The 25866-nt window shown below is 73.7% G+C and carries 22 protein-coding genes, 1 rRNA gene and 1 pseudogene; 6 read left to right on the forward strand and 18 right to left on the reverse strand.

All coding sequences use genetic code 11. The annotated features are described in order from the left end of the window. Window positions 1-68: 68 nt before the first annotated feature. Both AB0399_RS31030 and AB0399_RS31035 read right to left on the reverse strand, forming a co-directional pair. Window positions 69-692, reverse strand: coding sequence for an NUDIX hydrolase (locus AB0399_RS31030; protein WP_329370804.1), 624 nt, complete (start codon window positions 690-692; stop codon window positions 69-71). A 53-nt stretch (window positions 693-745) separates the two neighbouring features. Beyond that, a complete protein-coding gene (locus AB0399_RS31035; RefSeq protein WP_329370802.1) occupies window positions 746-2401 on the reverse strand; it encodes a CTP synthase in 1656 nt (551 codons plus the stop codon). Between the two features lie 535 nt (window positions 2402-2936). On the opposite strand from AB0399_RS31035, the gene AB0399_RS31040 reads away from it, so the two are divergent. After that, window positions 2937-4763: a glycoside hydrolase family 15 protein gene (locus AB0399_RS31040; protein ID WP_329374395.1), complete on the forward strand. Its 1827-nt coding sequence runs from the start codon at window positions 2937-2939 to the stop codon at window positions 4761-4763. Window positions 4764-4781: 18 nt separating this feature from the next. On the opposite strand, the gene AB0399_RS31045 is transcribed toward AB0399_RS31040, so the two are convergent. From AB0399_RS31045 to AB0399_RS31075, 7 genes are all read right to left on the reverse strand, one after another. Then, window positions 4782-5867, reverse strand: coding sequence for a glycosyltransferase family 4 protein (locus tag AB0399_RS31045; protein ID WP_329374394.1), 1086 nt, complete (start codon window positions 5865-5867; stop codon window positions 4782-4784). 174 nt (window positions 5868-6041) lie between these two features. Continuing rightward, window positions 6042-6872 carry a hypothetical protein gene (locus tag AB0399_RS31050; protein WP_328462505.1) on the reverse strand — a complete coding sequence of 277 codons (831 nt, stop codon included), beginning with the start codon at window positions 6870-6872 and terminating at the stop codon, window positions 6042-6044. Window positions 6873-7013: 141 nt separating this feature from the next. After that, window positions 7014-8792 carry a DNA repair protein RecN gene (gene recN / locus AB0399_RS31055; protein WP_366413592.1) on the reverse strand — a complete coding sequence of 593 codons (1779 nt, stop codon included), beginning with the start codon at window positions 8790-8792 and terminating at the stop codon, window positions 7014-7016. A gap of 142 nt (window positions 8793-8934) precedes the next feature. After that, window positions 8935-9819: an NAD kinase gene (locus AB0399_RS31060; protein ID WP_366413605.1), complete on the reverse strand. Its 885-nt coding sequence runs from the start codon at window positions 9817-9819 to the stop codon at window positions 8935-8937. A gap of 77 nt (window positions 9820-9896) precedes the next feature. Beyond that, window positions 9897-10703, reverse strand: a complete 807-nt coding sequence (locus AB0399_RS31065) for a TlyA family RNA methyltransferase (RefSeq protein WP_328462509.1) — start codon at window positions 10701-10703, stop codon at window positions 9897-9899. A 7-nt stretch (window positions 10704-10710) separates the two neighbouring features. After that, a complete protein-coding gene (locus tag AB0399_RS31070; protein ID WP_366413593.1) occupies window positions 10711-11016 on the reverse strand; it encodes a hypothetical protein in 306 nt (101 codons plus the stop codon). Further along, complete coding sequence (locus tag AB0399_RS31075) at window positions 11009-12181, reverse strand: hypothetical protein (RefSeq protein ID WP_366413594.1); 1173 nt, start codon at window positions 12179-12181, stop codon at window positions 11009-11011. The genes AB0399_RS31070 and AB0399_RS31075 overlap by 8 nt, the downstream gene beginning before the upstream one ends. Before the next feature lie 151 nt (window positions 12182-12332). Between AB0399_RS31075 and AB0399_RS31080 the strand changes: the two genes are divergently transcribed. Further along, window positions 12333-12680 (forward strand): SCP2 sterol-binding domain-containing protein, encoded by a 348-nt coding sequence (locus AB0399_RS31080; RefSeq protein WP_329370792.1) that lies wholly within the window; start codon window positions 12333-12335, stop codon window positions 12678-12680. On the opposite strand, the gene AB0399_RS31085 is transcribed toward AB0399_RS31080, so the two are convergent. The 3 genes from AB0399_RS31085 to AB0399_RS31095 form a co-directional block, all read right to left on the reverse strand. Beyond that, window positions 12628-13659: an ABC transporter ATP-binding protein gene (locus AB0399_RS31085; RefSeq protein ID WP_366413595.1), complete on the reverse strand. Its 1032-nt coding sequence runs from the start codon at window positions 13657-13659 to the stop codon at window positions 12628-12630. The two genes, AB0399_RS31080 and AB0399_RS31085, sit on opposite strands and share 53 nt — an antisense overlap. Window positions 13660-13805: 146 nt before the next feature. Then, window positions 13806-14837, reverse strand: a complete 1032-nt coding sequence (locus tag AB0399_RS31090) for an iron chelate uptake ABC transporter family permease subunit (protein WP_366413596.1) — start codon at window positions 14835-14837, stop codon at window positions 13806-13808. Beyond that, the gene (locus AB0399_RS31095; RefSeq protein ID WP_366413597.1) at window positions 14834-15901 is read right to left on the reverse strand and encodes an iron chelate uptake ABC transporter family permease subunit; all 1068 of its coding nucleotides are present in this window, start codon (window positions 15899-15901) and stop codon (window positions 14834-14836) included. Before AB0399_RS31095 ends, AB0399_RS31090 begins: the two co-directional genes overlap by 4 nt. 55 nt (window positions 15902-15956) lie before the next feature. Between AB0399_RS31095 and AB0399_RS31100 the strand changes: the two genes are divergently transcribed. Then, window positions 15957-17012: an ABC transporter substrate-binding protein gene (locus tag AB0399_RS31100; RefSeq protein WP_366413598.1), complete on the forward strand. Its 1056-nt coding sequence runs from the start codon at window positions 15957-15959 to the stop codon at window positions 17010-17012. A gap of 4 nt (window positions 17013-17016) precedes the next feature. Next, window positions 17017-17922: a siderophore-interacting protein gene (locus AB0399_RS31105; protein WP_366413599.1), complete on the forward strand. Its 906-nt coding sequence runs from the start codon at window positions 17017-17019 to the stop codon at window positions 17920-17922. A 49-nt stretch (window positions 17923-17971) separates the two neighbouring features. Here the strand turns inward: AB0399_RS31105 and AB0399_RS31110 are convergent, their stop codons facing one another. From AB0399_RS31110 to AB0399_RS31125, 4 genes are all read right to left on the reverse strand, one after another. Then, window positions 17972-19210, reverse strand: coding sequence for a mannosyltransferase family protein (locus AB0399_RS31110; RefSeq protein ID WP_366413600.1), 1239 nt, complete (start codon window positions 19208-19210; stop codon window positions 17972-17974). Between the two features lie 250 nt (window positions 19211-19460). Next, window positions 19461-20021: a hypothetical protein gene (locus AB0399_RS31115; RefSeq protein WP_366413601.1), complete on the reverse strand. Its 561-nt coding sequence runs from the start codon at window positions 20019-20021 to the stop codon at window positions 19461-19463. Further along, the gene (locus tag AB0399_RS31120; RefSeq protein ID WP_329370776.1) at window positions 20014-20511 is read right to left on the reverse strand and encodes a SigE family RNA polymerase sigma factor; all 498 of its coding nucleotides are present in this window, start codon (window positions 20509-20511) and stop codon (window positions 20014-20016) included. The genes AB0399_RS31115 and AB0399_RS31120 overlap by 8 nt, the downstream gene beginning before the upstream one ends. Before the next feature lie 195 nt (window positions 20512-20706). Continuing rightward, on the reverse strand, window positions 20707-21729 hold the full coding sequence (locus AB0399_RS31125; protein ID WP_366413602.1) for an HAD-IIA family hydrolase: 1023 nt from the start codon (window positions 21727-21729) through the stop codon (window positions 20707-20709). A 75-nt stretch (window positions 21730-21804) separates the two neighbouring features. Between AB0399_RS31125 and AB0399_RS31130 the strand changes: the two genes are divergently transcribed. Beyond that, entirely contained in the window at window positions 21805-23139 is a 1335-nt protein-coding gene (locus tag AB0399_RS31130) for a DUF1015 domain-containing protein (RefSeq protein ID WP_366413603.1), read from the forward strand. Window positions 23140-23644: 505 nt separating this feature from the next. On the opposite strand, the pseudogene AB0399_RS31135 reads toward AB0399_RS31130, so the two are convergent. After that, window positions 23645-24280 (reverse strand): annotated as a pseudogene (locus AB0399_RS31135) (hypothetical protein); the annotation flags it as partial. Window positions 24281-24430: 150 nt separating this feature from the next. Between AB0399_RS31135 and AB0399_RS31140 the strand changes: the two are divergent. Then, complete coding sequence (locus tag AB0399_RS31140; protein WP_366413604.1) at window positions 24431-25675, forward strand: hypothetical protein; 1245 nt, start codon at window positions 24431-24433, stop codon at window positions 25673-25675. A 99-nt stretch (window positions 25676-25774) separates the two neighbouring features. Here AB0399_RS31140 and rrf read toward each other — a convergent pair. Next, window positions 25775-25866, reverse strand: a 5S ribosomal RNA gene (gene rrf / locus AB0399_RS31145); the annotation flags it as partial.

The raw sequence follows: 25866 nt of genomic DNA on the forward strand, positions 1-25866 counted from the left end.
CGGGTCCGTGGCCGACAGGGGCGCCAATGATCACCCTTTCAGCTCTCCGCGCGCCCGCCTGACCGCCCTCACGCGGTGAACGGCCGGGCCGGCCACGGCGACTCCGCCGGGCGCAGCGTGTCCACCCCGCCCGAGGCGAGCGCGGCGTTGAGCGCGAGCACCCCGACCACCAGGCAGCTGTTGTGGAGTTCGCCGGCCAGCACCCCCTGGACCAGCTCGGCCAGCGGCACCCGGGCGTACTCCAGGTCGGCCTCCTCCTCGCTGACCTCGAAGCGCTCGCCCTCGGCCTCGGAGACACCGCGGGCCAGGAAGACCCGGACCGCCTCGTCGGAGCCGCCGGGGGTGGTGTAGACGTCGGCGAGCACGCTCCACTCCTCGGCCTTGACGTGCGCCTCCTCGTACAGCTCGCGCTGGGCGGCGTGCAGCGGGTTCTCGCCGGGGATGTCGAGCAGTCCGGCGGGGATCTCCCAGAGCTTCTGCCGGACCGGGTGCCGGTACTGCTTGAGCACCAGGACGCGGTCGGCGTCGTCGAGGGCGAGGACCGCCACGGAACCGGGGTGGACCTGGTAGTCACGGCTGACGGTGGAGCCGTCGGGCATCACCACCTGGTCGGTGCGCACACCGGTCTTCTTGCCGGTGAAGGGCGTGGAGGTGGCCGTGACCTGCCACTCCTGCGGAGTGTCCTGGAGCATGCTGCGCCTTCCGGGGTGTCAGGGGGTCGGATCGACGGGAGAGCAGCCGGCGATCAGCGGTTCGCCTGGGCCGCGACCGCTGCCTTCACCAGGCCCGCGAAGAGCGGGTGCGGCCTGGTCGGCCGGGACTTCAGCTCGGGGTGGGCCTGCGTCGCCACCAGGTAGGGGTGCACGTCGCGCGGGTACTCGACGTACTCCACCAGCTGGTTGTCGGGCGAGGTGCCGGAGAAGACCAGGCCGGTCTTCTGCTCCAGCTCGGCGCGGTAGGCGTTGTTGACCTCGTAGCGGTGGCGGTGCCGCTCCTCGACGTAGGGCTGGTCGCCGTAGACCTCGCGGACGATGGAGCCCTCGGCGAGCTTGGCCGGATAGGTGCCCAGCCGCATGGTGCCGCCGAGGTCGCCCTTGCCGTCCACGATGTCGAGCTGCTCGGCCATGGTGGAGATCACCGGGTGGGCGGTGGCGGGGTCGAACTCGGTGGAGTTCGCGTCGGCGATCCCGGCGAGGTTGCGGGCGGCCTCGATCACGATGCACTGCAGGCCCAGACACAGGCCGAGCAGCGGGAGGCGCTGCTCGCGCGCGTAGGTGATGGCGCCGACCTTGCCCTCCACGCCGCGGTCGCCGAAGCCGCCGGGCACGCACACCGCGTCGACGCCGGCGAGCTGTGCCGCGGCGCCGGCGGGGGTCTTGCAGTCGTCGGAGGCGACCCACTTCACGGTGACACGGGCGTTGTTCGCGAAGCCGCCGGCCCGGATCGCCTCCGTGACCGACAGGTAGGCGTCGGGCAGGTCGATGTACTTGCCGACCAGGGCGACGGTGACCTCGTGGGCGGGTTCGTGCACCCGCTTGAGCAGGTCGTCCCACTGGGCCCAGTCCACGTCGCGGAAGGGCAGGTCGAGCCGCCGCACCACGTAGGCGTCCAGGCCCTCGGTGTGCAGCACCTTGGGGATGTCGTAGATCGAGGGGGCGTCGATCGCGGCGACCACCGCGTCCTCGTCGACGTCGCACATCAGCGAGATCTTCCGCTTGATCGCGGTGGGCACCTCGCGGTCGGCGCGCAGCACGATCGCGTCGGGCTGGATGCCGATGTTGCGCAGGGCCGCCACCGAGTGCTGGGTCGGCTTGGTCTTCAGCTCCCCGGACGGGCCGATGTAGGGCAGCAGGGAGATGTGCACCACGAACACGTTGTCGCGGCCGACCTCGTGGCGGACCTGGCGGACCGACTCCAGGAACGGCAGCGACTCGATGTCGCCCACGGTGCCGCCGACCTCGGTGATGACCACGTCGACGTCGCCGCCGGCCATCCGCCGGATACGGGACTTGATCTCGTTGGTGATGTGCGGGATGACCTGGACGGTGTCGCCGAGGTACTCGCCGCGCCGCTCCTTGGCGATCACCGTGGAGTACACCTGGCCGGTGGTGACGTTCGCGGAGCCGGCCAGGTTCACGTCGAGGAAGCGCTCGTAGTGGCCGATGTCGAGGTCGGTCTCGGCGCCGTCGTCGGTGACGAAGACCTCACCGTGCTGGAACGGGTTCATCGTCCCCGGGTCCACGTTGAGGTACGGGTCGAGCTTCTGCATGGTGACGCGCAGGCCGCGGGCCTTGAGCAAGGCGCCGAGGCTGGAGGCGGTGAGCCCCTTGCCCAGCGAGGAGGCCACCCCACCGGTGACGAAGATGTGCTTGGTCGTCGAGGATTTCGGCGCAATTGCCAAGAGGGGGCTCCCGTGGTCGCGAGGTGAGGGTCGGGACGGCGCTCGGTTCGTTCGCGCCGTCGCGGCGGTTCAGTGGTTCACAGCCCACCGGCCCACGGGCTACCAGGGTATCAGCGCCTCCGGGCGCGAATGGCGGCAGGCGCGGGCCGCCGGGGAGTGGTCACCGCACGACGACGGCATGGCGATGATGTGAGGAATCCGTGGTGACCGCGCGGACGCCGGGTGCCGATCGCGTGCACGGCGGTCGGCGTGCGAGGCTGGACGGCGGGCACGTACCGTGTCTGCCTGCGGTGACGTCCGATCCACGCGTACCGGGGCGCGTGTCCACCCGACCGGCGGAGTGAAGATCAGGGAGAGGCGCGCACCGCTCGCTGTGAGGACGTATTCTGCTCGAACGCATTGCGCGAGCGACCGGCACGGCACCATCCCCGCCCCTCTCCGGATCACTAGCTCGTCCACAGTTCCAGAGCTGATTTGCCGTAGGAATTGCCCCCATACCGCAAGACCGTCCCAGCGGGGGCGGCGCCGTGTTCGACTGGAGTTTCACGTGGCCGGGCGTATCGAGGACTACGCACTCATCGGTGACATGCAGACCGCCGCACTGGTCTGCAGGGACGGCACCGTCGATTGGCTGTGCCTGCCGCGGTTCGACTCGCCGGCGGTCTTCGCCGGCCTGCTCGGCACCGACCAGCACGGCTTCTGGCGGATCGGCCCGGCCGTCGCCGAGGGCGCGAAGACGCCGGACGCGACACGCCGCCATTACCGCGGCGAGTCGCTGGTCCTGGAGTCGGAGTGGGACACCCGCACCGGCACGGTCCGGGTGACCGACTTCATGCCGCCGCGCGACGGCGCGCCGCAGGTGATCCGGATAGTGGAGGGCGTCAGCGGCCGGGTGCCGATGCGCTCCTCCCTGCGGATGCGCTTCTCCTACGGCCAGATCGTGCCGTGGGTGCAGCAGGTCGGGGACCGCACGGTCGCGGTGGCCGGCCCCGACTCGGTGTGGCTGGACACCGATGTCGAGACCTACGGTGAAGACCTGACCACGTACAGCGACTTCACCGTCTCGCCCGGTGACCGGGTCTGCTTCACCATCAGCTGGGAGCCGTCGCACAAGCCGCAGCCCTCTTTGCCCGACCCGCTCGGCTCGCTCGCCGCGACCGAGGACTTCTGGCGGGAGTGGGTGGAGCAGTGCACCTACACCGGCCCCTACCGGGAGGCCGTGATCCGCTCCCTGATCACGCTCAAGGCCCTCACCTACGGGCCGACCGGCGGGATCGTCGCCGCGCCCACCACCTCCCTGCCGGAGGACATCGGCGGGGTGCGCAACTGGGACTACCGCTTCACGTGGCTGCGGGACGCCGCGATCACGCTGTCCTCGCTGCTGCGCACCGGCTACCGCGACGAGGCCCGCGCCTGGCGCGAGTGGCTGCTGCGCGCGGTGGCCGGCGACCCGGAGAACCTCCAGATCATGTACGGCATCGCCGGCGAGCGTGAGCTGGGCGAGAACATGCTGCACTGGCTGCCCGGATACGAGGGCTCCTCCCCGGTCCGGGTCGGCAACGGCGCCGCCCACCAGCTCCAGCTCGACGTCTACGGCGAGGTCACCGAGGCGCTGCACCTGGGCCACATGACCGGCCTGGCCCGCAACGACTACGCGAGCGTGCTCCAGCTCCGGCTGATCCGCTACCTGGAGAAGCACTGGATGGAGCCCGACGAGGGCATCTGGGAGGTGCGCGGCCCGCGCCGCCACTTCGTGCACTCCAAGGTGATGGCCTGGGTGGCCGTCGACCGCACCGTCAAACTCATCGAGTCCGGCGAGATCGACGGCCCGCTGGAAGAGCTGAAGGAACTGCGGGACGAGATCCACTACGACGTGTGCGAGAAGGGCTACGACCGGGAACGCAACACCTTCACCCAGTCCTACGGCTCGCGCGAGCTGGACGCCTCGCTGCTGCTCATCCCGCAGATGGGCTTCCTTCCCCCGGACGACAAGCGGGTGATCGGCACCATCGAGGCGATCCAGCGGGAGCTGTCCACGGAGGACGGGTTCGTGCTGCGCTACCCGACCTCGCGCAGTGACGCCAGCGGCGACGAGAACCTCGACGGGCTGCCCGGCGACGAAGGGGCCTTCCTCGCCTGCTCGTTCTGGCTCGCCGACGACCTCGCGATGATCGGCCGCGTGCAGGAGGCCCGCCGCCTCTTCGAGAAGCTGCTCGCGCTCCGCAACGACCTCGGGCTGCTCGCGGAGGAGTGGGACCCGCGCCGCCAGCGCCAGGTCGGGAACTTCCCGCAGGCGTTCAGCCACGTGCCCCTCATCGACACCGCCCTCCGCCTCACCGCCTGCGGCGCCTTCCAGGCGTAAGGGGTCACCCCGGCGGGTTCAGGGGCCCGTCAGCTCGTCGTAGACGCTGAGGACTTGGGCCACGGTGTCGTCCTCGGTGGGCCAGGTGGCCGCCTGGGCGCGGCCGGCGATCGCGAGGGCGGTGCGCCGGTCCTGGTCGGCGAGGAGATCGGTGACCGCGCGGGCGAAGACGTACGGGTCGCCGTAGGGGACGAGCAGGGCCGCGTCGCCGACGAGTTCGGGGGTGCCGCCGACCGCGGTGGCGACCAGGGGGACGCCGGCGTACAACGCCTCCTGCGCGATCAGGGGGCGGCCCTCCCAGCGGCTGGGCAGCACCACGAGGTCGGCGGCGGAGAGCAGTTCGGGGACGTCGTCGCGCCGCCCGAGCAGCACCGCCGGCAACTTCTCGGCGTCGATGCGGTGTTCCAGCGCCGCCCGTTCCTGCCCCTCCCCCGCGATCACCAGCAGCGGCCGCAGTTCGGAGTCGGCCCAGTGCGCGGCCGCCGTCAGCAGGAAGTCGTACCCCTTGGAGGGTTCGAGGCGGCCCACCGCCAGCAGCAGCGGCCGCTCCTCGGCACCGAACTCGGCCCGGACCCGCTGCTTCCTGCGCTCCCCGTCGGCGGGCGGCAGCGGCGGGCGGGCCGGCGGTCTCGGTACGGCCGCGGGCGCCAGCCGCACGTCGTGGGCGCCGTGGCCGCGGGCCCGGTCGACCAGGTCGGAGGAGACCCCGAGCACCACGGTGGCCGCGCGTACCGCCCGGCGTTCCAGCCAGCGCGCCATCATCCCGGCCCGGCCCCGGGCGGGTGCCTCCCCGCCGTGCCAGGTCACCACCAGCGGCACCCGGCGACCGCCGAGCGCGAGGGCGGCGAGCAACCCGGCCCGCAGGCCGTGCGCGTGGACCACGCTCGCGCCGGCGCAGGCGGACCGCAGCGCCGCGACCGCGGGGGCGTCGGCGGCCGCGGAACGACCGAGCTCGATCGGGGAGAACCGCGCACCGGCCGCCGTGAAGCCGTACTCGGCGTCGATGCCGGCCGGACCGCAGACGGTGACGTCCACCCCGCGCGCGACGAGTCCGGCCGCCAGCGAGCGGACGTGCGCGCCCACCGCCGTGCTCAGCACGTGCACGGCGTTGAGCTGCCCCTGAACGGGGTGCGGGCTGCTGCTCACGCGGGCGGGGCTCCTGACTCGGCGGACGCTGCTGCGGCGGACGCGGATACGGGCGCCCGGTCCAGGATGCCAGGCCGTGGCCCTGGCCTGACCGCCGCGGAGGGCATCCTTGCCGCCCACCCCCGGCCGGGATCACCCATACGGGTGTGCCGTACGGCCCCAGGCGTCGAACCGCCGCACCACGGGGGCCTTCCAGAACCGTTCGCCCGCGCCGACCCGGTCGCCCACCGCGGCCAGCGCGACCACCACCGCCGCGTGGGTGACCAGCGCGGTACGGCCGTCGGCGAGGGCGAGCGCCGCGCCGAGTGCCGCGCCCAGCGCGTGCGCGCCCGCGTCACCGAGCATCGTCCGCTCGTGCAGGTCGTCGCCGAGCACCGCGGCGGCCGCGCCGAGCGGTGCGGAGGCGAGCACCGCGCCCGGGCCGCGCCGCAGCAGGTTCGGCAGCCCGGCGGTGATCACGGCCTTCGCGGCGCGGCCGGGCGCCACGTCCGCGAGGTTCACCGCGTGGGCGCTGCCCGCGATGACGACGCCGGCCAGCATCTGGTCGAGCGGCCTGGCCTTGAGCAGCACGCCCGCCGCCAGGCCCGCCGCGCCGATGCCGAGCAGCTTCACGCCGCCGGAGGTCAGCCGCCGTTCCCGCAGGGCGCCGAGGTGCGCCGCGAAGCCGCGCTCGCCCGGCACGCCCTTCTGGTCGTCGTACGCCCCGCAGGCGCCGGCCGCGAGCGCGGCGCCGACCGCGGCGATCCGGGCCCGCGCGCTCACCCCGCGGGCCGCGGCCATCGCGGTCGCGGCTCCCGCTGCCGCCGCGAGCCCGCCGTACAGCTCCACACCGCGGCCGGCGTGGTTCGTGCGCTGCCACATGCGTGCCTCGACGGGTGGCCGGCGGCGCAGTTGGCGGTAGGCCGCGCGGGTCGCCGCGGCAGCCGCGGCCCCCACCGAGAGGTGTCCGCTTCTCGGGTTCACCGTGTCCGGCTCCTCGCCGTAGTTGGTTGCGGTCGCGTCGCCGGGCCGAGTCGTGTACCCGGGCCGGGACGTGTCCCCGGGCAGCCGGCCATCGTCAGGTGGCCCCGGACCCGACCGGACGGGACGGCCCGGAGGACGCGTTCAGCGGGACGCCTTGGCCGCGGCGAGGAGTTCCTCGGCGTGGGCGCGGCCCAGCTCCGAGTCCTCCAGCCCCGCGAGCATGCGGGACAGCTCGCGCACGCGGTCCTCCCCTTCGAGCACGGAGACACCGCTGCGGGTGACGGACCCGTCGTTGGTCTTCTCGACCAGCAACTGCCGGTCGGCGAAGGCCGCGACCTGCGGAAGGTGGGTGACCACGACGACCTGGGCGGTGCGCGCCAGCCGGGCGAGCCGCCGGCCGACCTCGACCGCCGCCTTGCCGCCGACCCCGGCGTCGACCTCGTCGAACAGGTACGTGGGCACCGGGTCGGACCCGGCGAAGACCACTTCCACCGCGAGCATCACCCGGGACAGCTCACCGCCGGAGGCGCCCTTGGCGATGGGCCGCGCCGGAGAGCCGGGGTGCGGGGCGAGTTGGAGCTCGACCTCGTCGGCGCCGGTGGGGCCGTGCACGACCGCGCGGCCGCCGACCTCGATCCCGGTCGCCGGGTCGGCCGCCTCGGTCTGCCGGATCGCGACGGTCACGCGGGCGTGCGGCATGGCGAGTTCGGCGAGTTCCGCGGTGACGGCGACGGCGAACCGTTCGGCCGCCTCGGTACGGGCGTCGGTGAGGTGCTGGGCGAGGTCGCCGAGTTCGGTGCGCAGCCCGTCGCGTTCCGCGGTCAGCTCGGCGATCCGCTCGTCGTCGCCTTCGAGTTCGGTGAGCCGGGTGGCGCTGCGCTCGCCCCAGGCGAGCACCGCGTCGATGCCGCCGCCCTGCCCCGCGTCGGCGGCGTCGGTGCCGTACTTGCGCACGAGGTGCGCGAGGACGGAGCGGCGCTCCTCGACGGCGGCCAGCCGCAGCGGGTCGGCGTCCAGGTTGTCGGCGTATCCGGCGAGTTCGCCCGCGACGTCGCCGGCGAGGATGCCGATCTCGCCGAGCCGCACCGCGAGGTCGGCCAGGACCGGGTCATGGGCGCTGACCGCGTCCAGGGCGCGCTGGGCGGCCGCGATCACGGTGCCCGCGTCGACGCCCTCGGGGTCCTCCGGGTTCCCGGCGAGGCCCGCGTGCGCGAGGGTGGCCGCGGAGGCGAGCGCTTCGGCGTGGCCGAGGCGTTCGGCCTCGGCGGCGAGTTCGACGTCTTCGCCCGGCAGCGGCTCGGCCGCGGAGATCTCCTCGACGCCGAAGCGGAGCAGGTCCGCCTCCTGGGCGCGTTCCCGGGCGCGGGTGGTCAGTTCGTCGAGCTGCTCGGCCACGTCCCGCAGCCGGCGGTACGCGGAGCCGTACTTCACCAGCGGCCCGGCGACGGCGTCGCCCGCGTACCGGTCCAGGGCCTCGCGCTGCCGCGCCGGGCGCAGCAGGCCCTGCTGGTCGGTCTGGCCGTGCACCGCGACGAGCTCGTCGGCGAGTTCACCGAGCAGCCCGACCGGCACGCCCCGGCCGCCGACGTGCGCGCGAGAGCGCCCCTCGGCCGAAACGGTACGGCTGATCAGCAGCGCGCCGTCGTCCAGCTCGGCGCCCGCCTCCACGGCGCGCACCGCGGCCGGCGCCCCCGGGTCGAGGCCGATCCGGCCCTCGACCACCGCGTGCTTGGCGCCGATCCGCACCAGCGCGGGGTCGGCGCGGCCGCCGAGCAGCAGCCCCAGACTGGTGACGACCATGGTCTTGCCCGCGCCGGTCTCACCGGTCACCGCGGTGAAGCCGGGGGACAGCTCCACCACGGCATCCTCGATGACTCCGAGCGACCGAATCCGCATTTCCTCCAACACGGATACGACCATACGAGGTTTCGGCTGGCCGTGGGACCGCCCGGGGTACCCGTTCGCGTGAGTTCCCCGGACCTGGCGGCGGGAGAACGGCGGGCGAGTGACCGGCGGGGGGTGCTCCCGCCGGCTCTGCCTCGCTGCCCCGCGGCCCCGGGGGTCAGGGCGCCGCGACCCCGCGCCAGCCGGAGACGGGGAGCGCGAACTTGGCGACCAGACGGTCCGTGAAGGACGCGTGGTGCAGCCTCGCAAGCCGTACCGGGACGGCGCCGCGCCGCACTTCCACCCGGGCGCCCGGCAGGAGCTGGACGGTCCGCCGCCCGTCGCACCACAGCACGCCCTGCTGGGACTGCGGCTGCACCTCGACCGCGAGCACGGACCGCGGCGAGGTCACCAGCGGGCGGGCGAAGAGCGCGTGCGCGCTGATCGGCACCATGAGCAGCGCCTCGACCTCCGGCCAGACCACGGGCCCGCCGGCGGAGAACGCGTAGGCGGTGGAGCCGGTCGGGGTGGCGCAGACCACGCCGTCGCCGCCGAACCCGGAGACGGGACGGCCGTCGACCTCGGTGACGACCTCCAGCACGCGTTCGCGCGACGCCTTCTCCACGGACGCCTCGTTGAGCGCCCAGTCGGTGTGCACGACCCGGCCGTCGTTGCGGACCAGCACGTCGAGGGTCATCCGCTCCTCGACCTCGTACTCCTTGGTGACGACCCGGTCCACCACCTTGTCGAGGTCGTCCCGCTCGGCCTCGGCGAGGAAGCCGACCCGGCCGAGGTTGACGCCGAGCATCGGCACCCCCGAGGCGCGGGCGAACTCCGCGCCGCGCAGCAGGGTGCCGTCGCCGCCCAGCACGATGATCAGCTCGCAGCCCTGTACGGACCCCGGTCCGATCTCGCCGACCAGCTCGACGGCGGCCGGCAGCGGCAGATCCGCGGCCTCGTCCTCCAGCAGCCGCACCCCGATGCCGCAGCGCATCAGCCCGTGCACCACCCGCTCGGCACTGCGGATCGCCGACTCGCGGCCGGTGTGGGTGAGCAGGAACACGGTACGGATCGCGGTCCCGCCCGCCTCGTCAGGTGACCCCGCCGCATCAGGTGACGTGGACAGCTTGGACAGCTCGGTCATCGGGGCCCCTCCGCCACAGCACGGTCGACTTCGGCCGGGTCCAGCGCGGGGGCGCCGGAGCGCAGCCACAGAAAGTACTCCACGTTCCCGGACGGGCCGGGAAGCGGGCTGGCGGTGACGCCGAGCGCGCCCAGCCCGAGGGCGGCGGCCTGTTCGGCCACCTTCCGTACGCTCTCGGCCCGCAGTCCGGTGCTGCGGACCACTCCGCCGCTGCCCAGCCGTTCCCGGCCCACCTCGAACTGCGGCTTCACCATCAGCACCAGGTCCGCGTCGGGCGCGGCGCAGCGCACCAGCGCGGGCAGCACCAGGCCGAGCGGGATGAACGACAGGTCGCCGACGACCAGTTCGGCCGGCCGGCCGTCGATCGCCTCCAGCGTCAGCTCCCGCACGTTGGTGCGGTCCTTGACGATGACGCGGTCGTCGCTCTGCAGCGACCAGGCGAGCTGGCCGTAGCCGACGTCCACGGCGACCACCTCGGCGGCGCCCGCGCGCAGCAGGACGTCGGTGAACCCGCCGGTGGAGGCGCCCGCGTCCAGGGCGCGGCGGCCGGCCACGACCAGGCCGCGCGGGGTGAACGCGGCGAGCGCGCCGGCCAGTTTGTGGCCGCCGCGCGAGACGTAGTCGGGTTCGTCGTCGTTCTTGGCCACGACCAGGGCCACGCTGGTCTCCACCTGCGTGGCCGACTTGGTCGCGGTCGCCCCGGCCACGGTCACCCGGCCGGCGGCGATCAACTGGCTTGCGTGCTCACGGGAGCGCGCGAGATTCCGGCGCACCAGCTCGGCGTCGAGTCGGCGTCGTGCCACGTACGGTTCAGCCCCTGTTCTCGTCCAGCGCGGTCAGCGCGTTCCGCAGTCCGGCGTGCACATCTTCGTAGACCTCGATGTGCGCGTCCGTGGGGAGCGCGTCCGCGTCCCGCAGCCGCTCAACCGCGGCGTCCACCTCAGCATTCCCCGTCGCTTCGACCGTCACCCCCAACGGCTCGGCGCGCCGCTCGGCTTCGGCCACGGTGGGCGGCTGCTCGGCGGCGGTTCCGGGTGCGTCGGGGGGCGTTGGGTCCGGGTCCGTCGCGGGTCGCGGCTCGGGGGTCACGCCGGGCAGATCGTAGCTCTCACTCATCGCCGCCGCCGGGCCGGGTGGACTCGGACTCGGGCGCCTGCGTCGGAGCGGGCGCCGGGGTGGGCTTCGCGGCCGGGGTGGTCTTCTTGGCCGGCGCCTTCTTCGCGGTGGTGGTCTTCGTGGTGGCCGACTTCTTGGTGCCGGCGGCCTTGGTCGCGGTGGCCGACTTCTTCGCGGGGGTGGTCTTCTTCGCGGCCGTCGTCTTCTTCGCGGAGGCCGGGGCCGCCTTCTTGGCGGGGGTCTTCTTCGCCGTGGTGGTCTTCTTCGCCGTGGTGGTCTTCTTCGCGGCGGTCGTCGCCGGTGCCGTCCCGGCGGGCGGGTTCGGCGCGGCCGTCGAAGGGGTCGAAGACGTCGAAGCAGTGGAAGCCGTGGGAGCCGTGGAAGTCGTCTTCGCGGGGGCCTTCTTGGCGGTGGTCCTCTTCGCGGAGGCAGTCTTCTTCACGCCGGCCGGCTTCTTGGCCGCCGTCTTCCCGGCCGTGCTGGTCTTCTTCGCGGCTGTCGTCTTCGTCGCGGTCGCGGCCTTCTTGGCCGGGGCCCTGCGCGGGGTCGCCGGCCGGTCCGTCGCCGCGGTCCTGCGCGGGTTGGCCACCGACTTCCGCGCGGTGCCGCCCGGCCTCCCGGGCGCCGCCGCGGACTTGGCGGGCTGCACCGGCTCGGGCTCGACCCGCACGTGCTCGACCGGGGGCGTCGACGCCGGGCCGGCCGGCGGCTTCGGAGTGGTCGGGCGGGTGGGGGCGGTGCGCTGCGCCCGCTCCTTGGCGGTGGCCGCCCGGCCCGTGGACCCGCCGGCGGCCTGGGACCCGGCCGCCGTCCCGTCGTCGGGCTGCGGTGTCTCCAGGTTCCTGATCCGGCGTTCCAGCGTCTCCAGCACGACGCCGACCTTGGTGACCTCGTCGGCGAGCCGGCTGACCCGGCCCATCGTCTTGTCGACCTCTTCCCTGACGATGCCGAGCAGCAGGTCGCGGTTGGCCCGGCCGGAGGCGATCAGCTCGTCCGCGAGGGTCTGCACCTCCGGGGGGATCGCCGCACCGATCCGCTCCTGAAGGGCCGCGGGATCGATCCCCGCCTGGTCGAACATCTCCTTGGCCGCCTCCACCGCACGGCGCCGGGTGGCCTCTGTCAGGCCGCCCGCGATCTGCAGACAGGTACGCAGTGCGTCCCGCATCGCTCACACTCCTCGCCTCGCCGTCGGCGCATGCCGCCGCACGCTGATGCATGCGGTGACGACGCTACCTCTTTCCGTGGCCGTGCCCCGATCACGGGCCCTGCGGTACCGTCATCCGGACGTATCGCACCACCGGGAGACACCGCAGCCGATGGCCACCATCGAGGAGTGCCGCAGCGCGCTCGACACCTTGTCGGAGAACCTCGCGAAGGCCAATGGCGCGGTCCGTGACGCCACCGCGCTGGACCGCTCGCTGAGCTGCCGGATCACCGACCTGGACGTGACTTTCGTGGGCCGGCTGGCGGCCGGCAGCATCCAGGACGTGGTCACGCTGCCGGGCGCTCCGGAGCGGAAGGCGCAGATCCGGCTGGCGATGACCGGCGACGACCTGGTCCGGCTGGTCGGCGGCGAGCTGAACTTCGCGAAGGCGTGGGGCTCCGGCCGGGTCAGGGTGCAGGCGAGCCTGCGGGACGTGCTGAGGCTGCGCTCGCTCCTGTAGCGGCGCCGTCCTGCTCCGTGTCGACGTGTTCGGTGTCGGCCCGTTCCGCGTCACCCCGTTCCGCGTCGGCCCGTTCCGCGTCCGTCTTCCCCGGTGCGCGCCGGGCCGCCGGCACGACCAGCGGCGTACCGCTCTCCGGGTCGTCGATGATCCGGCACCGTACTCCGAAGACGCGTTCCACCAGTTCGGTGGTGATGATCTCGGCGGGCGGGCCCTGGGCCTCGATCCGGCCGTCCTTCATGGCGATGAGGTGGGTGGCGTAGCGGGCGGCCTGGTTGAGGTCGTGCAGGACGGCGACGAGGGTGCGGCCGCGCTGCTCGTGCAGGTCCGCGCACAGGTCGAGGACGTCGATCTGGTGCTGGATGTCGAGGAAGGTGGTCGGCTCGTCGAGCAGCAGCAGCGGGGTCTGCTGGGCGAGGGCCATCGCGATCCAGACGCGTTGCCGCTGGCCGCCGGAGAGTTCGTCGACATAGCGATCGGCGAGGGCGGCGACGCCGGTGGCGGCCATCGACTCGTCGACGATCCGCTCGTCCTCGGCGGACCACTGCCGCAGCAGGCCCTGGTGCGGGTAGCGGCCGCGGGCGACCAGCCCGGAGACGGTGATGCCGTCGGGCGCGACCGAACTCTGCGGGAGCAGGCCGAGCGTCCTGGCCACCGCCTTCGCGGGGAGCGCGCCGATCGCCCGCCCGTCGAGCAGCACCCGCCCCTCGGCGGGCTTCAGCAGCCGCGACAGGGCACGCAGCAATGTCGACTTGCCGCAGGCGTTCGGGCCGACGATGACGGTGAAGGAGCGGTCGGGTATCGCGACCGAGAGGTCCTCGGCGATGATCCGCTGGTCGTAGCCGAGGGTGACGGCCTCGGCGGCGAGGCGGGTGCCGCCGGCCGGGGCCGGGGCGACCGTTCCGTGGGCGCCGGCCACCTCGGCAGCCTCCGCCGCCTCCGCCGTCGTACGTGTCGACTTGTCGGTGCCGCGGAACATCCGGCGGAACCCCTTTCCTGGTCGTGCCGTTGCCTGGTCCTGGCCGTGCTCCGCCCCGGAGCGGTTCCGAGCCCTGTCGTCTGCCGCCGCTCCCTCCCGCGCCGTGACGTCCCCTGCCGCGCCCTCCCGCGCCGCGCCGTCCGCGCTCATATCCGCCCCGCCCTTCGTTCGCTGATCAGCAGCCACAGCAGGTAGCCGCCGCCGAGGACCCCGGTGGCCACGCCGACCGGCACCTCGCCCGAACCGAAGGCGCGCTGGGCGGCCCAGTCAGCGGCGACCAGCAGGGCCGCGCCCATGAGGGCGGACGGGACGAGCGCGACACCGGGTGAACGGGTGAGGCGGCGGGCGAGTTGGGGCGCGGTGAGGGCGACGAACGCGATCGGGCCGGCCGCCGCGGTCGCGGAGGCGGTGAGCAGCACGGCGACCAGGACGGTGATGAGCCTGATCCGCTCGACGTGTACACCCAGCGCGCTGGCCGCGTCATCGCCCATCTCGGTGATCCGCAGCGCGCGTCCGCTGATGAGCAGGATCGGCATCAGGACGACGGCCGCGCCGAGCAGCGGCCACGCCTGGGACCAGCTGCGGCCGTCGAGCGACCCGGTGATCCACACCACGGCCCGCGCCGCGTCCACGATGTCCGCCTTGACCAGCAGGTAGCTGTTGACGGCCGACAGCACCGCGGAGGCGCCGATGCCGACCAGCACCAGCCGGTAGCCGTGCACCCCGCGCTTCCAGGCCAGCAGGTAGACCGCGATCCCGGTCAGCAGGCCGCCCACCACCGCGCCGATCGACACCTGGTACGACGGGCCCTTGAACAGCACGATCACGACGAGGGCGCCGGCCGCCGAGCCCTGGCCGAAGCCGATGACGTCGGGGCTGCCGAGCGGGTTGCGGGAGACGGTCTGGAAGGCGGCGCCCGCCATGCCCAGGCTGGCGCCGACCAGCAGCGCCACCACGACCCGCGGCAGCCGCAGTTGGCGGACGATGAAGTCCTGGCCCGGGTTGCCGTGGCCGGTGAGGCTGCGCAGCACGTCGAGCGGGGCGATGTGGTAGTCGCCGGTGCCGATCAGCACCACCGACACGGCCAGCGCGATGACGGCCAGGCCGGCGCACACCAGCAGCGAGCGCCGGTCGACACGCACGGAGCGGCCGCCGCGGCGCAGTACGGTCTGGCTCACAGTTCGGCCATCCTTCGGCGTCGGACCAGCGCGATGAAGACCGGACCGCCGATGACGGCGGTGACGATGCCGACCTGGAGTTCCGCGGGCCGGGTGATGACCCGTCCGATGACGTCGGAGCCGAGCAGCAGCACCGGCGACAGCACGGCGGCGTACGGGAGTATCCACCGCATGTCGGGGCCGGTGATGCCGCGCACCACGTGCGGCACCATCAGCCCGACGAAGACGATCGGGCCGCACGCGGCGGTGGCCGCGCCGCACAGCAGGGTGATCGCGGCCATCACCATCACGCGGGTGCTGGTGAGTTTCGCGCCCAGCCCGCGCGCGGTGTCGTCGCCGAGGGCGACCGCGTTGAGCGGGCGGGCGGTGGCCAGGGCGAGCACCGCGCCCACCGCGAGGAAGGGCGCGATGTCCCGGACGGTGGCCATGTTCGCGGAGGCGAGCGAGCCGACCTGCCAGAAGCGCATCCGGTCCAGGGCGACCTTGTCGGTGAGTTCGACCGCGGTGGTCCAGCCCTGGAGCAGCGCGGTGATCGCGGTGCCGGCGAGCGCGAGCCGTACCGGGGTCGCGGAGCGGCTGCCGCCGATGGCGTAGACGAGCACGGAGACCACGGCGGCGCCGGCCAGCGCGAACCAGACGTAGCCGGTGGTCGAGGTGACGCCGAGGAAGCTGATCCCGGAGACCACGGCCGCGGCGGCGCCGGCGTTGACGCCGAGCAGTCCGGGGTCGGCGAGCGGGTTGCGGGTCAGCGCCTGCATGGCGGCCCCCGCCACACCGAGCGCCGCGCCGACCATCAGGCCGAGAACCGTACGCGGCAGCCGCAGTTCGCGGACCACGACGTCGTCGTCGGTGCCGGAGTAGTGGAACAGGCCGTGCCACACCTGGTCGACGGGGATGTTCCGCGCGCCGATCGCGACGCTCGCCACCACCACGAGGACGAGCAGTCCCAGGGCCAGCAGCAGCCCGGCGGCCCGGCGCGTGTCGGCGCGGGAGACGCTGCCGCGGGGCGGGGCGGACGGGGGTCCGGTGTCCGCCTGAGGCGGGGAGTGACGGTCGACCAGCACGGAACTTAGGTTAGCCTACCCTCGCCAGGTCACTTCGAGCAGAGCGGTAGCCGTCATGCATTCGTCCCGTTTCGCAACAACGTCCGGACTGTCGCGCCGAGGTGTCCTCGCCGCGGGCGGATCGGTCGGGCTCGGCGCGCTGCTGGCGGCGTGCGGTGGGTCATCGGACTCCGGCTCCTCCGGCTCCGCGAAATCGGACGGCAAGGAGACCAAGTCCGCCTCGGGCCCGTGGAGCTTCACCGACGACCGCAAGAAGACCGTAAAGGCCGCCCACGTCCCGGGCAACCTTGTGGCCTACATCGGTTCCGCGGCCGCCCTGCACGACTACGGCATCGAGTGCACCGGCGTCTTCGGCCCCACCACCCTCAAGGACGGCTCCGCCGACCCGATGGCCGGCGGCGTCGACGTCAAGAAGGTCACCGTACTCGGCAACACCTGGGGCGAGTTCAACATCGAGAAGTACGCCGCCCTCAGCCCCGGCCTGCTGATCAGCCACATGTACGAGGCCCCCACCCTCTGGTACGTCCCGGACGACAGCTCGAAGCAGATCCTCTCCCTGGCACCCAGCGTCGGCATCAACGTCGCCGGTGTCCCGCTGACCACGCCGCTCCAGCGCTACGCCGAACTCGCCCGGTCCCTCGGCGCGGACATGACCACCGGCGCCAACGCCGCCCAGAAGGCCCGCTTCGAGAAGTCGTCCGCGGACCTGCGCGCCGCCGCCAAGGCGCACCCGGGCGTCACGGTGCTGGCCGGCTCCGCGAGCACCGACTCCTTCTACGTCTCCACCCCCTCCTCCGCCGCCGACCTGAGCTACTACAAGAGCCTCGGGGTGGACTTCATCGTCCCGAACAAGGTCAAGGGCGGCTTCTTCGAGACGCTGAGCTGGGAGAACGCCGACAAGTACAAGTCGGACGTCATCATGCTCGACAACCGCACGGCCACCCTCCAGCCCAAGGACCTCACCAGCAAACCCACCTGGGCCCAACTCCCCGCGGTCAAGGCCGGCCAGGTGCTCGGCTGGCCGAGCGAGCCGATCTTCTCCTACGCCAAGTGCGCCGACCGGATCGACGCCCTGACCAAGGCCATCACGTCCGCGAAGAAGGTGATCTGACACCATGTCCGACCTGACCTACGACTTCTTCCACCCGCGCGTGGTGCGCACCCATCAGCTCTCGCCGACCCTGCTGCGGGTCGTGCTCGGCGGCGCGGACCTCGCCCGGGTCGTCAGCGGCGGCCACGACCAGCGCTTCAAGCTGTTCCTGCCGCACCCCGGCCAGCCGGCCCCCGTCCTGCCCGATGTCCTCGACAGCGACTGGTACGGCCACTGGCGCGCGCTCGACCCGGCCGTACGCGGCATCATGCGCACCTACACCATCAGCGGCGTACGGCAGGACCCGCCGCAGGTCGACGTCGACTTCGCGCTGCACGGCGACCTCGGCCCCGCCTCCCGCTGGGCCGCGCGGGCCCGCCCCGGAGACAGCGTCTCGATCCTCGCGCCCGTCGCCGAGGACAACGGCGGCGTCGAGTTCCAGCCGCCGGCCGGCACCGGCTGGGTGCTGCTCACCGCCGACGAGACCGCGCTGCCCGCGCTCGCGAACATCCTCGCCGCGCTCCCCGCCGGCCTGCCGGTGCGCGCCTTCGTGGAGGTCGGTCACCCCGACGACCGCGTCCCGCTGCCCACCGAGGCCGACGCCGAGATCACCTGGCTGGTCCGCGGCGGCCACGACCGCACCGCTCCCCTGCTCGACGCGGTCCGCGCCGCCCGCGTCCCCGAAGGCACCGTCCGCTACGCCTGGTTGGCCGGCGAGTCCGGCTGCGTCCGCGCGCTGCGCCGCCACCTGGTCGCCGAGCGCGGCCTGGACCGCAAGTCCGTCTCCTTCACCGGCTACTGGCGCCAGGGCCGCACCGAGGACGACCTGCTCACCGCCGCGATCGCCGCGGCCGAGGACGAAGCCACCGCCGAGGCGGAGAACGAGGAGTCGGCCGAGGCGCAGCCGGCGGCGGTGGGAGCCGCGGGATAGCGCGCGGGGCAGGGCCCCGGGCACTGCCCCGGGACGGGCCGGCGCCGCCTCACCCGGCCCAGCGGCCGGTGAAGAAGGCCAGCGCGACGACGGTGGCCAGCGGCCCGGCCACCGCGAAGTAGGCGGTGCGCAGCCGCGGCCGGACCGTGGTCGCCGCGCACAGCGACGTCCACAGCGGCCACCACAGCAGCGCCGCCCGCGGGATCGACATGTACCAGTACGACGTGCCCAGCGCCCACAGGCTCAGCGCGATGTACACCGCCTCGGCCCAGCGGTGCCGCCACAGCAGGTACACCAGCACGCCCACACCCGCCAGCATCGCGAGCAGTTCGGCCTGGAACATCGCCGCGTAGCCGGTGCTCTGGGTGTGCCCGAACGCCGCGGTCCAGGTGTGGTGCCACGCGGTCCAGGGGCTGTGGAAGTCCCGGGCCCAGCCGCGCTCCTCCGCGTCCTTCCACGCCATCCAGTCGCCGGTGCGGCCCTTCAGGTAGGCGCTGTACAGCAGCGGCGGCAGCGCGGGCAACGCCAGCCAGGGCAGCGCGCGCAGGTCGCGCGGGCGGCGCACCGAGGCCAGGAACTGGACGGCGAGCGCCGCCGCCAGGAAGAGCCCGCTCACCCGCACCGCGCAGGCCAGGCAGGTCAGCACCGCCGCCTGGCCCCAGGCCGCCCGGCGCGCCGCGAGCCACGCGGGCAGCGCCAGCGCCAGGAACAGCGCCTCGGTGTAGCCGGCCGCGAGGAACACCGCACACGGCGACAGCAGGAAGAGCCGTACGGTGTGCCGCCCCGCGTCGGCGCCCGGCAGGTCCCGCCCGGCTATTCGGCCGAGCGCCAGCACCGCGACCGCGCCCGCCACGAACGAGATGGTCAGCCCCGCCGCGGTCCAGTCCCGGATCACCGTGTGGACCGCGCGCAGCACCATCGGGAAGCCGGGGAAGAACGCGTCGCGGTTGTCCCAGCCCTGCTCGCCGGGGCCGGGCCCGCCCGAGGGGAAGTAGCCGTCCCGCGCGATGTGCAGGTAGTACGCCCAGTCCCACTGCTGCCACGGCGCGAGGACCGACACCGGGCGGTGGCTGTCCGTGTCGGCCGGGAAGATCCAGCGGGCACAGTACTCGGTGACCCACAGCCCCGCCCGGGTCAGGACGTACAGCCACAGCACATCGCGGTCGGCGGGCGTCAGCCGGGCGGCGAACCGCCGTGCCGGGGACGGGCGTCGGCGCCGCGCGCCGGAGGGTTCGCGGGGTACGGCCGGAGCCGCCTCGGTGGCCGGCGGGGCGGAGGAGAGCGTCATGAACGGACCTTCCGGGCTGCGTCAGGACGTACGGCACCGCGCCCTGGCGGGTGGGACGCGCGGGCGGGGGCGGTGCGGGATATCGGGATCAGGGTGCGAAGTCAGCGATCGGGTGCGGGTGTCGGGGGTAAGGCGGCCGGTGGTCGGCGCGCGGGGGGCAGGGCGTCCAGCTCAGGACCCTTGCCGTCCACAGCGCTTGCCGTCGGCCGTGCCTTGCCGTCCACGGGACGTGTCGTCGGGGCTCATGAGGTCAGGGCTGGTGGTCAGGGCCCTGCGTTCCGGGCTCCGTGGTCCGCGGATAGGTCGGCAGGCCGCCGGCCGAGGTGGCGGACGCCGGAGGTCCGACGCCCGTCGGCGGGGTGGTGCCGGTCAGGCCGGACGGGTCCGGACTGCGGGTCGGGTCCTCCGCGGTCGACGACGCGCTGCTGGTCGCGGTGCCGGATCTGCCGTCGCCGCTGGGCGTGCCGCGGCTGCTGGTGACACCGCTGGGCGACACCGGATCGTCGCCGCGCGGCAGCGTCGCGACGAGCCCCGCGGCCGTACCGGCGAGCGCCACGCACGCGGCCGCCGCGGCAATCGCCGTACGCCGTCTGCGCCGGGCCGCGCCGCGCGCCCGGACCTCGGCCGGGGGCGCGGACCGGGTCCTGGCCTGACCGCTCGCGGCGGCCGCCTTGAACAGTCCGCGCAGCGGGTCGTCCCCGTCCCGCTCCCGGGACCGGCCGGGGCCGGCGGCACCGAAGGCGGGACCGGGGAAGTCGCCGACGTCGTCGAAGTCGCCGAAGCCGCCGTGCATGTCGTGGTGTTCAGGCACCGGGAGCCTCCTCGTTCCGCGGATCGTGCAGGAGGTGGGCGAGCGCCGAGCGGCCGCGTACCAGGTGCGTCTTGACGGTGCTCACCGACACCCCGGTCTCAGCGGCGATCTGGTCGACGCTGAGATCGCAGACGTAGTGCAGGGTCAGCGTGCGGCGCTGCTTCGGCGGCAGCTCGCGCAACGCCTCCACCAGCACCACCGGTTCCGGGCCCGGCCCTTCCGCGGGCATGGGCGGCCCGGTCCGGTGCCAGGCGTCGGCGGTGCGCCGCCGACCACGCCACCGGCTCACCGCCAGCCGCCACGCGACCGTACGCACCCATGCCTCCGGGCGTGCGTCGGACCGCAGTTGGCGCCGCCGGCTCCAGCCCCGGACGAACGCCTCCTGCACGACGTCCTGCGCCTCTTGGTGATCGCCGAGCATCACGTACAACTGGCCGGTCAGCCGACCGACCGTCTGCGCGTAGAACTCCTCGAACTCCTCGACGGTCAACGATCGCTCCCGGTCTGCTCGGTCTCACCGGGCATACGCTCGTCGGGCCCGATCCGGTCTACACCGCGCACCACTTCGCGACGTGACCTGCGTCATACTCCGGATGCGCGGGGCTCCCCCACGGCTCCCGGTTCCCCGTTCCCGCCCCGACCCTCCCCCGGTCTCCGCTCCTCCCGTTCCCGGCCCTCCCCCGGGCTACAACCCCAGGCGCGCGACCGCCTTCGCCGCGTCGAGCTCGCAACTCCCCTCACCCGCGCTGCTCCAGGCCGCCCCGCACAACGCGCGCAGCCCGTCGAGCGGCTCGCCCCCGCCCTCGACCGTGAGCGCGCCGCCCGACACCGACGCGGTCCAGCCGCCGCACACCGCGGCCCCCTCGCCGGAGACCTCCACTCCCGGCTGCGCCGCGAGCAGATCCCGCAGGTCACGGCCGACATACGTGGGCCGGTGCTTCGGCGGGGCCGCGAGCAGCGCCGCCGGGTCGGTGATCCCGGTCAGCACCAGCAGCGAGTCGACACCGCCCGCGAACGCGCCCTCGATGTCCGTGTCCAGCCGGTCCCCGACCACCAACGGCCGCTTCGCGCCGGTGCGCAGCACCGTCTCCCGGTGCATCGGCGGCAGCGGCTTCCCCGCGGCCTGCGGGGCACCGCCGGTCGCGAAGCGCACCGCCTCCACGGCGGCGCCGTTGCCCGGCGCGATCCCCCGCCCGCTCGGGATGGTCCGGTCGGTGTTCGACGCGAACCACGGCACCCCGCGGTTGACCGCGTACGCCATCTCCGCCAGCTGCGACCACCGCAGATCCGCTCCGTACCCCTGCACCGCGGCCACCGGGTCGTCGTCCGCGGAGTCCACCGGCACCAGCCCGCGCTCCCGCAGCGCGGTCATCAGCCCCTCGCCGCCCACCGCGAGCACCTTCGAACCCGCCGGCACCTGGTCGGCGATCAGCCGTGCCACCGCCTGCGCCGAGGTGATCACGTCGGCCGCGCCCGCCGGCACCCCCAGCCGCGTCAGGTGCTCCGCGACCGTATCCGGCGTGCGCGAGGCGTTGTTGGTGACATAGGCGAGGTGCATGCCGTGCTCACGCGCCGTGCCGAGCGACTCCACCGCGTGCGCGATCGCCTCCCCACCCGCGTAGACGACACCGTCGAGGTCGAGGAGCGCGGTGTCGTACGCGGTGTCCAGCGACTCTTCGCTGCCGTGCGGGCTGGTGCGGTACGTCATGGCGGGGCTCGCTCCTTCGAGTGCGGACTACCCGTCGATCATCCCCCATGCCCGAGGGCGTCGTAGCATGCGCGGATGAGTGAGACCGATCAGGACCACCCGCGGGGCCCTCACCTGGCGCCCTTCCGCGGGCTGCGCTTCGTACGGGAGCGCGTCGGCAGCCTCGCCGCCGTCACGTCGCCGCCGTACGACGTCGTGGTACGCCCCGACGGACAGCGCCACTTGGAGACCGCCGACCCGTACAACGTGGTCCGGCTGATCCTCCCGGACGCCGCCACCCCTGACGCCCGCCACCGCAAGGCCGCCCGCACCCTGGCGGCCTGGCTCGACCGGGGCGTCCTCGCCCCCGACCCGGTCCCCGCCCTCTACGTCTACGAGCAGCGCGACGGCGACCACCTCCAGCGCGGGGTGATCGGCGCCCTGCGGCTGAGCGGCCCCGAGGAGGGGGCCGTGCTGCCGCACGAGGACGTCATGCCGGGACCGGTCGCCGACCGCGCCGCCCTGATGCGCGCGACCGCGGCCAACCTCGAACCCCTGCTGCTCGCCTACCGGGACGGCCCCGCCACCGCCCGCGTCGTCGAGCGCACCGCCACCGCCGCGGACCCCCTGCTCGCCACCACCACCGAGGACGGCGTACGGCACCGGCTGTGGGCGCTCACCGATCCCGCCGACCTCACCGCGATCGACGCCGAACTCGCCGACCGCCAGGCCCTCATCGCCGACGGGCACCACCGCTGGGCCACCTACCGCCGGCTCCAGACCGCCCACCCGCCCGGCACCGGCTGGGACTACGGCCTCGTGCTGCTCGTGGACACCACCCGCTACCCCCTGCGGGTACGCGCCATCCACCGCGTGCTGCCGGAACTCCCGTCCGCCGCCGCCCTCGCGGCCGCGCGCCACGTCTTCCGGGTACGGCGGCTGGCCGGCGGCGACCTGGCGGGGGCGCTGGAGGCGCTGGAAGAGGCGAGCGCGGAAGCGGAGGGGGCGCTTCCGGACGCGAGCGCGGGTAGGGGCACCAGTACGGGTGCCGGCGGCAACGCCTTCGTACTGGCGGGCGACGGCTCCTTCCACCTGCTGGACCGGCCAGACCCCGTGCTGCTGCGGGAGGCCGTGCCGGAGGACCGGCCGGAGCCGTGGCGGCGGCTGGACGCCACCGTCCTGCACAGCCTGCTGCTCGACCGCGTCTGGCAGGTGCCGGACTCCCCCGACCACATCCGCTACATCCACGACACCGAGGCGGCGGTCCGCCTCGCCGGGCAGCTCGGCGGCACCGCCGTGCTGATGCACCCGGTGCGCGAGCACATCGTGCTCGACCTGGCCCGCCAGGGCGTGATGATGCCCCGCAAGTCCACGTCCTTCGGGCCGAAGCCGGCGAGCGGGCTGGTGATGCGGAGCGTCGAGCTGGGTTGACCGGCCGGCGCCATTCCGCCGCCTGCGAAACGGCGAGGGCGGCACCCGCGTGGTCGCGGATGCCGCCCTCAACTCACCGGATGGTGAAGGACGTTCAGTCGTCCTCGCGCTCCGGGTGCGCCGGGGCGCGGAACGGGGAGTCGAGGAAGGACGATGGCTCGGCCGATCCGGCGTCGCCGCCGGTCACCTGGTCCTCGTCGCTCGCCGGGTCCTTGACGTCCTCGGTGCTGTCCTCGGCGTCGCCCGTGTCCTCGGCGTCCTCGGTGTCCTCGGTGTCCTCCGAGATGCCAGCCGCCTTGGCATCGGCCTTCACGTCGGACGAGGCGTCCGCGTCGTCGCGGTCCTCGTCGTCCGAGTCGGCGTCGGCGTCGGCGTCGGCGTCGTCCTCGTCGTCGACCACGACCTCGTCGGTCAGGCCGTCGTCGATCACCTCGACCACCACGTCGGCGCCGGCGGGCGCGTCCGTCGCGGCGTCCGTGCCCGCGTCCGACGCGTGGCCGGCCTCGTCGTCGTCCTCGTCACCCTCGAAAGCGTCCACGAACGCGACACCGTCGAGCTGGGCGAGCCGGTCGGAGGCGTCGGTCGTCCCGTTGTGGTCGGCCTCCACCGCCTTCGCGAACCACTCGCGGGCCTCGGTCTCCCGGCCGACCGCGAGCAGCGCGTCGGCGTAGGCGTAACGCAGCCGGGCCGTCCACGGGTGGATGGCGTTCGCCGCCAGCTCCGAGCTCTGGAGGGTGACCACCGCGGCCTCGGCCTGGCCGAGGTCCTGCCGGGCGCCGGCCGCGACCAGCCGCATCTCGACCTGCCCGGCCTTGTCCAGCTTGTGCACCTCGGGCGCACCCGCCATCTCCAGGGCGCGCTCGGGCCGCCCGAGCCCGCGCTCGCAGTCGGCCATCACCGGCCACAGGTCCACCGTGCCGGTCATCCGCCGGGTGGTGCGGAACTCCGCCAGCGCCTCCGAGTACCGCTCGGTCGCGTACGACGCGAAGCCGGCCGCCTCCCGGACCGCCGCGACGCGCGAGGCGAGCCGCAGCGCGACACGTGAGTACGCGTACGCCTGCTCCGGCTCCTCGTCGAGGAGCCGCGCGACCATCACCAGGTTGCGTGCCACGTCTTCCGCGAGCGTCTTCGGCAGGCTCATCAGCTCCTGCCGCACGCTCGGGTCGATCTCCTGGCCGGTGACCTCCTCCGGGATAGGCAGCCGCCTGACCGGCTCGCGGTCGTCCCTGCGCTCGTCCCGGCCGCCGCGGCTCTCGAACCTGCCCCGGCCCTGCACCGCCGGACGCCGGCCATGGCCGCGGTCGTCGTCGCGCCGCGGGCCGCGCGGACGGTCGTCCCTGCGGTCGTCGCGCCGGTCATCACGCGGGCGGTCGTCACGGCGGAAGCCGCCGCGGTCGTCATCACGACGCGGACCACGCGGACGGTCGTCCCTGCGGTCGTCACGACGGTCATCACGCGGGCGATCGTCACGATGGAACCCGCCGCCGGGACGGTCGTCCCTGCGGTCATCACGGGGGCGGTCGTATCGAGGACGGTCGTCGCGGGGACGGTCGTCGCGCGGGCGGTCGTAGCGGGGCCGGTCCGAACGGTCGTCACGGCGGAAGCCACCACCGCCACCACCGGGGCGGTCGTCACGACGGAACCCGCCACGGTCGTCATCACGACGCGGACCACGCGGACGGTCATCCCTGCGGTCATCACGAGGACGGTCATCACGCCGGAAGCCGCCACCACCGCCACCCGGACGGTCATCACGCGGGCGGTCATAGCGGGGCCGGTCCGAACGGTCATCGCGGCGGAAGCCACCGCCACCACCACCGGGGCGGTCGTCACGACGGAACCCGCCACGGTCGTCATCACGACGCGGACCACGCGGACGGTCATCCCTGCGGTCATCACGAGGACGGTCATCACGCCGGAAGCCGCCACCACCGCCACCCGGACGGTCATCACGCGGGCGGTCATAGCGGGGCCGGTCCGAACGGTCGTCACGGCGGAAGCCACCGCCACCACCACCGGGGCGATCGTCACGACGGAACCCACCACGGTCGTCATCACGACGCGGACCACGCGGACGGTCGTCCCTGCGGTCATCACGAGGACGGTCATCACGGGGACGGTCAAAGCGCGGCCGGTCCGAACGGTCGTCACGGCGGAAGCCACCGCCACCACCACCGGGGCGATCGTCACGACGGAACCCACCACGGTCGTCATCACGACGCGGACCACGCGGACGGTCATCCCTGCGGTCATCACGAGGACGGTCATCACGCCGGAAACCACCGCCACCGCCACCCGGGCGGTCATCGCGACGGAAACCGCCGCCACCGCCCTGACGGTCGTCACGGGGGCGGTCATAGCGCGGCCGGTCGGAACGGTCGTCGCGACGGTTGCCGGCACCACCACGGTGGTCATCGCGACGCGGGCCACCGGGACGGTCGTCACGCCGATCCTCGCGGCGGTGATCGCCGCGCTCGGGCCTGTCTTCGGGCGAGTTGGACATCGACGTGACTCCTGTCGGATCGTACTGCTGTAGTTCAAGTCTCCCGTAGCGGCCGGGAGGACGCGCTTCGAGCACAACAAAAAGGACCCCTGGTCCCAGCGCTCAGGCCAGGACCAAGGGTCCAGAAAGATTGTTCGGCGGTGTCCTACTCTCCCACAGGGTCCCCCCTGCAGTACCATCGGCGCTGAAAGGCTTAGCTTCCGGGTTCGGAATGTAACCGGGCG

The sequence above is a fragment of the Streptomyces sp. NPDC088194 genome (assembly GCF_040702025.1).
Classification (GTDB): domain Bacteria; phylum Actinomycetota; class Actinomycetes; order Streptomycetales; family Streptomycetaceae; genus Actinacidiphila.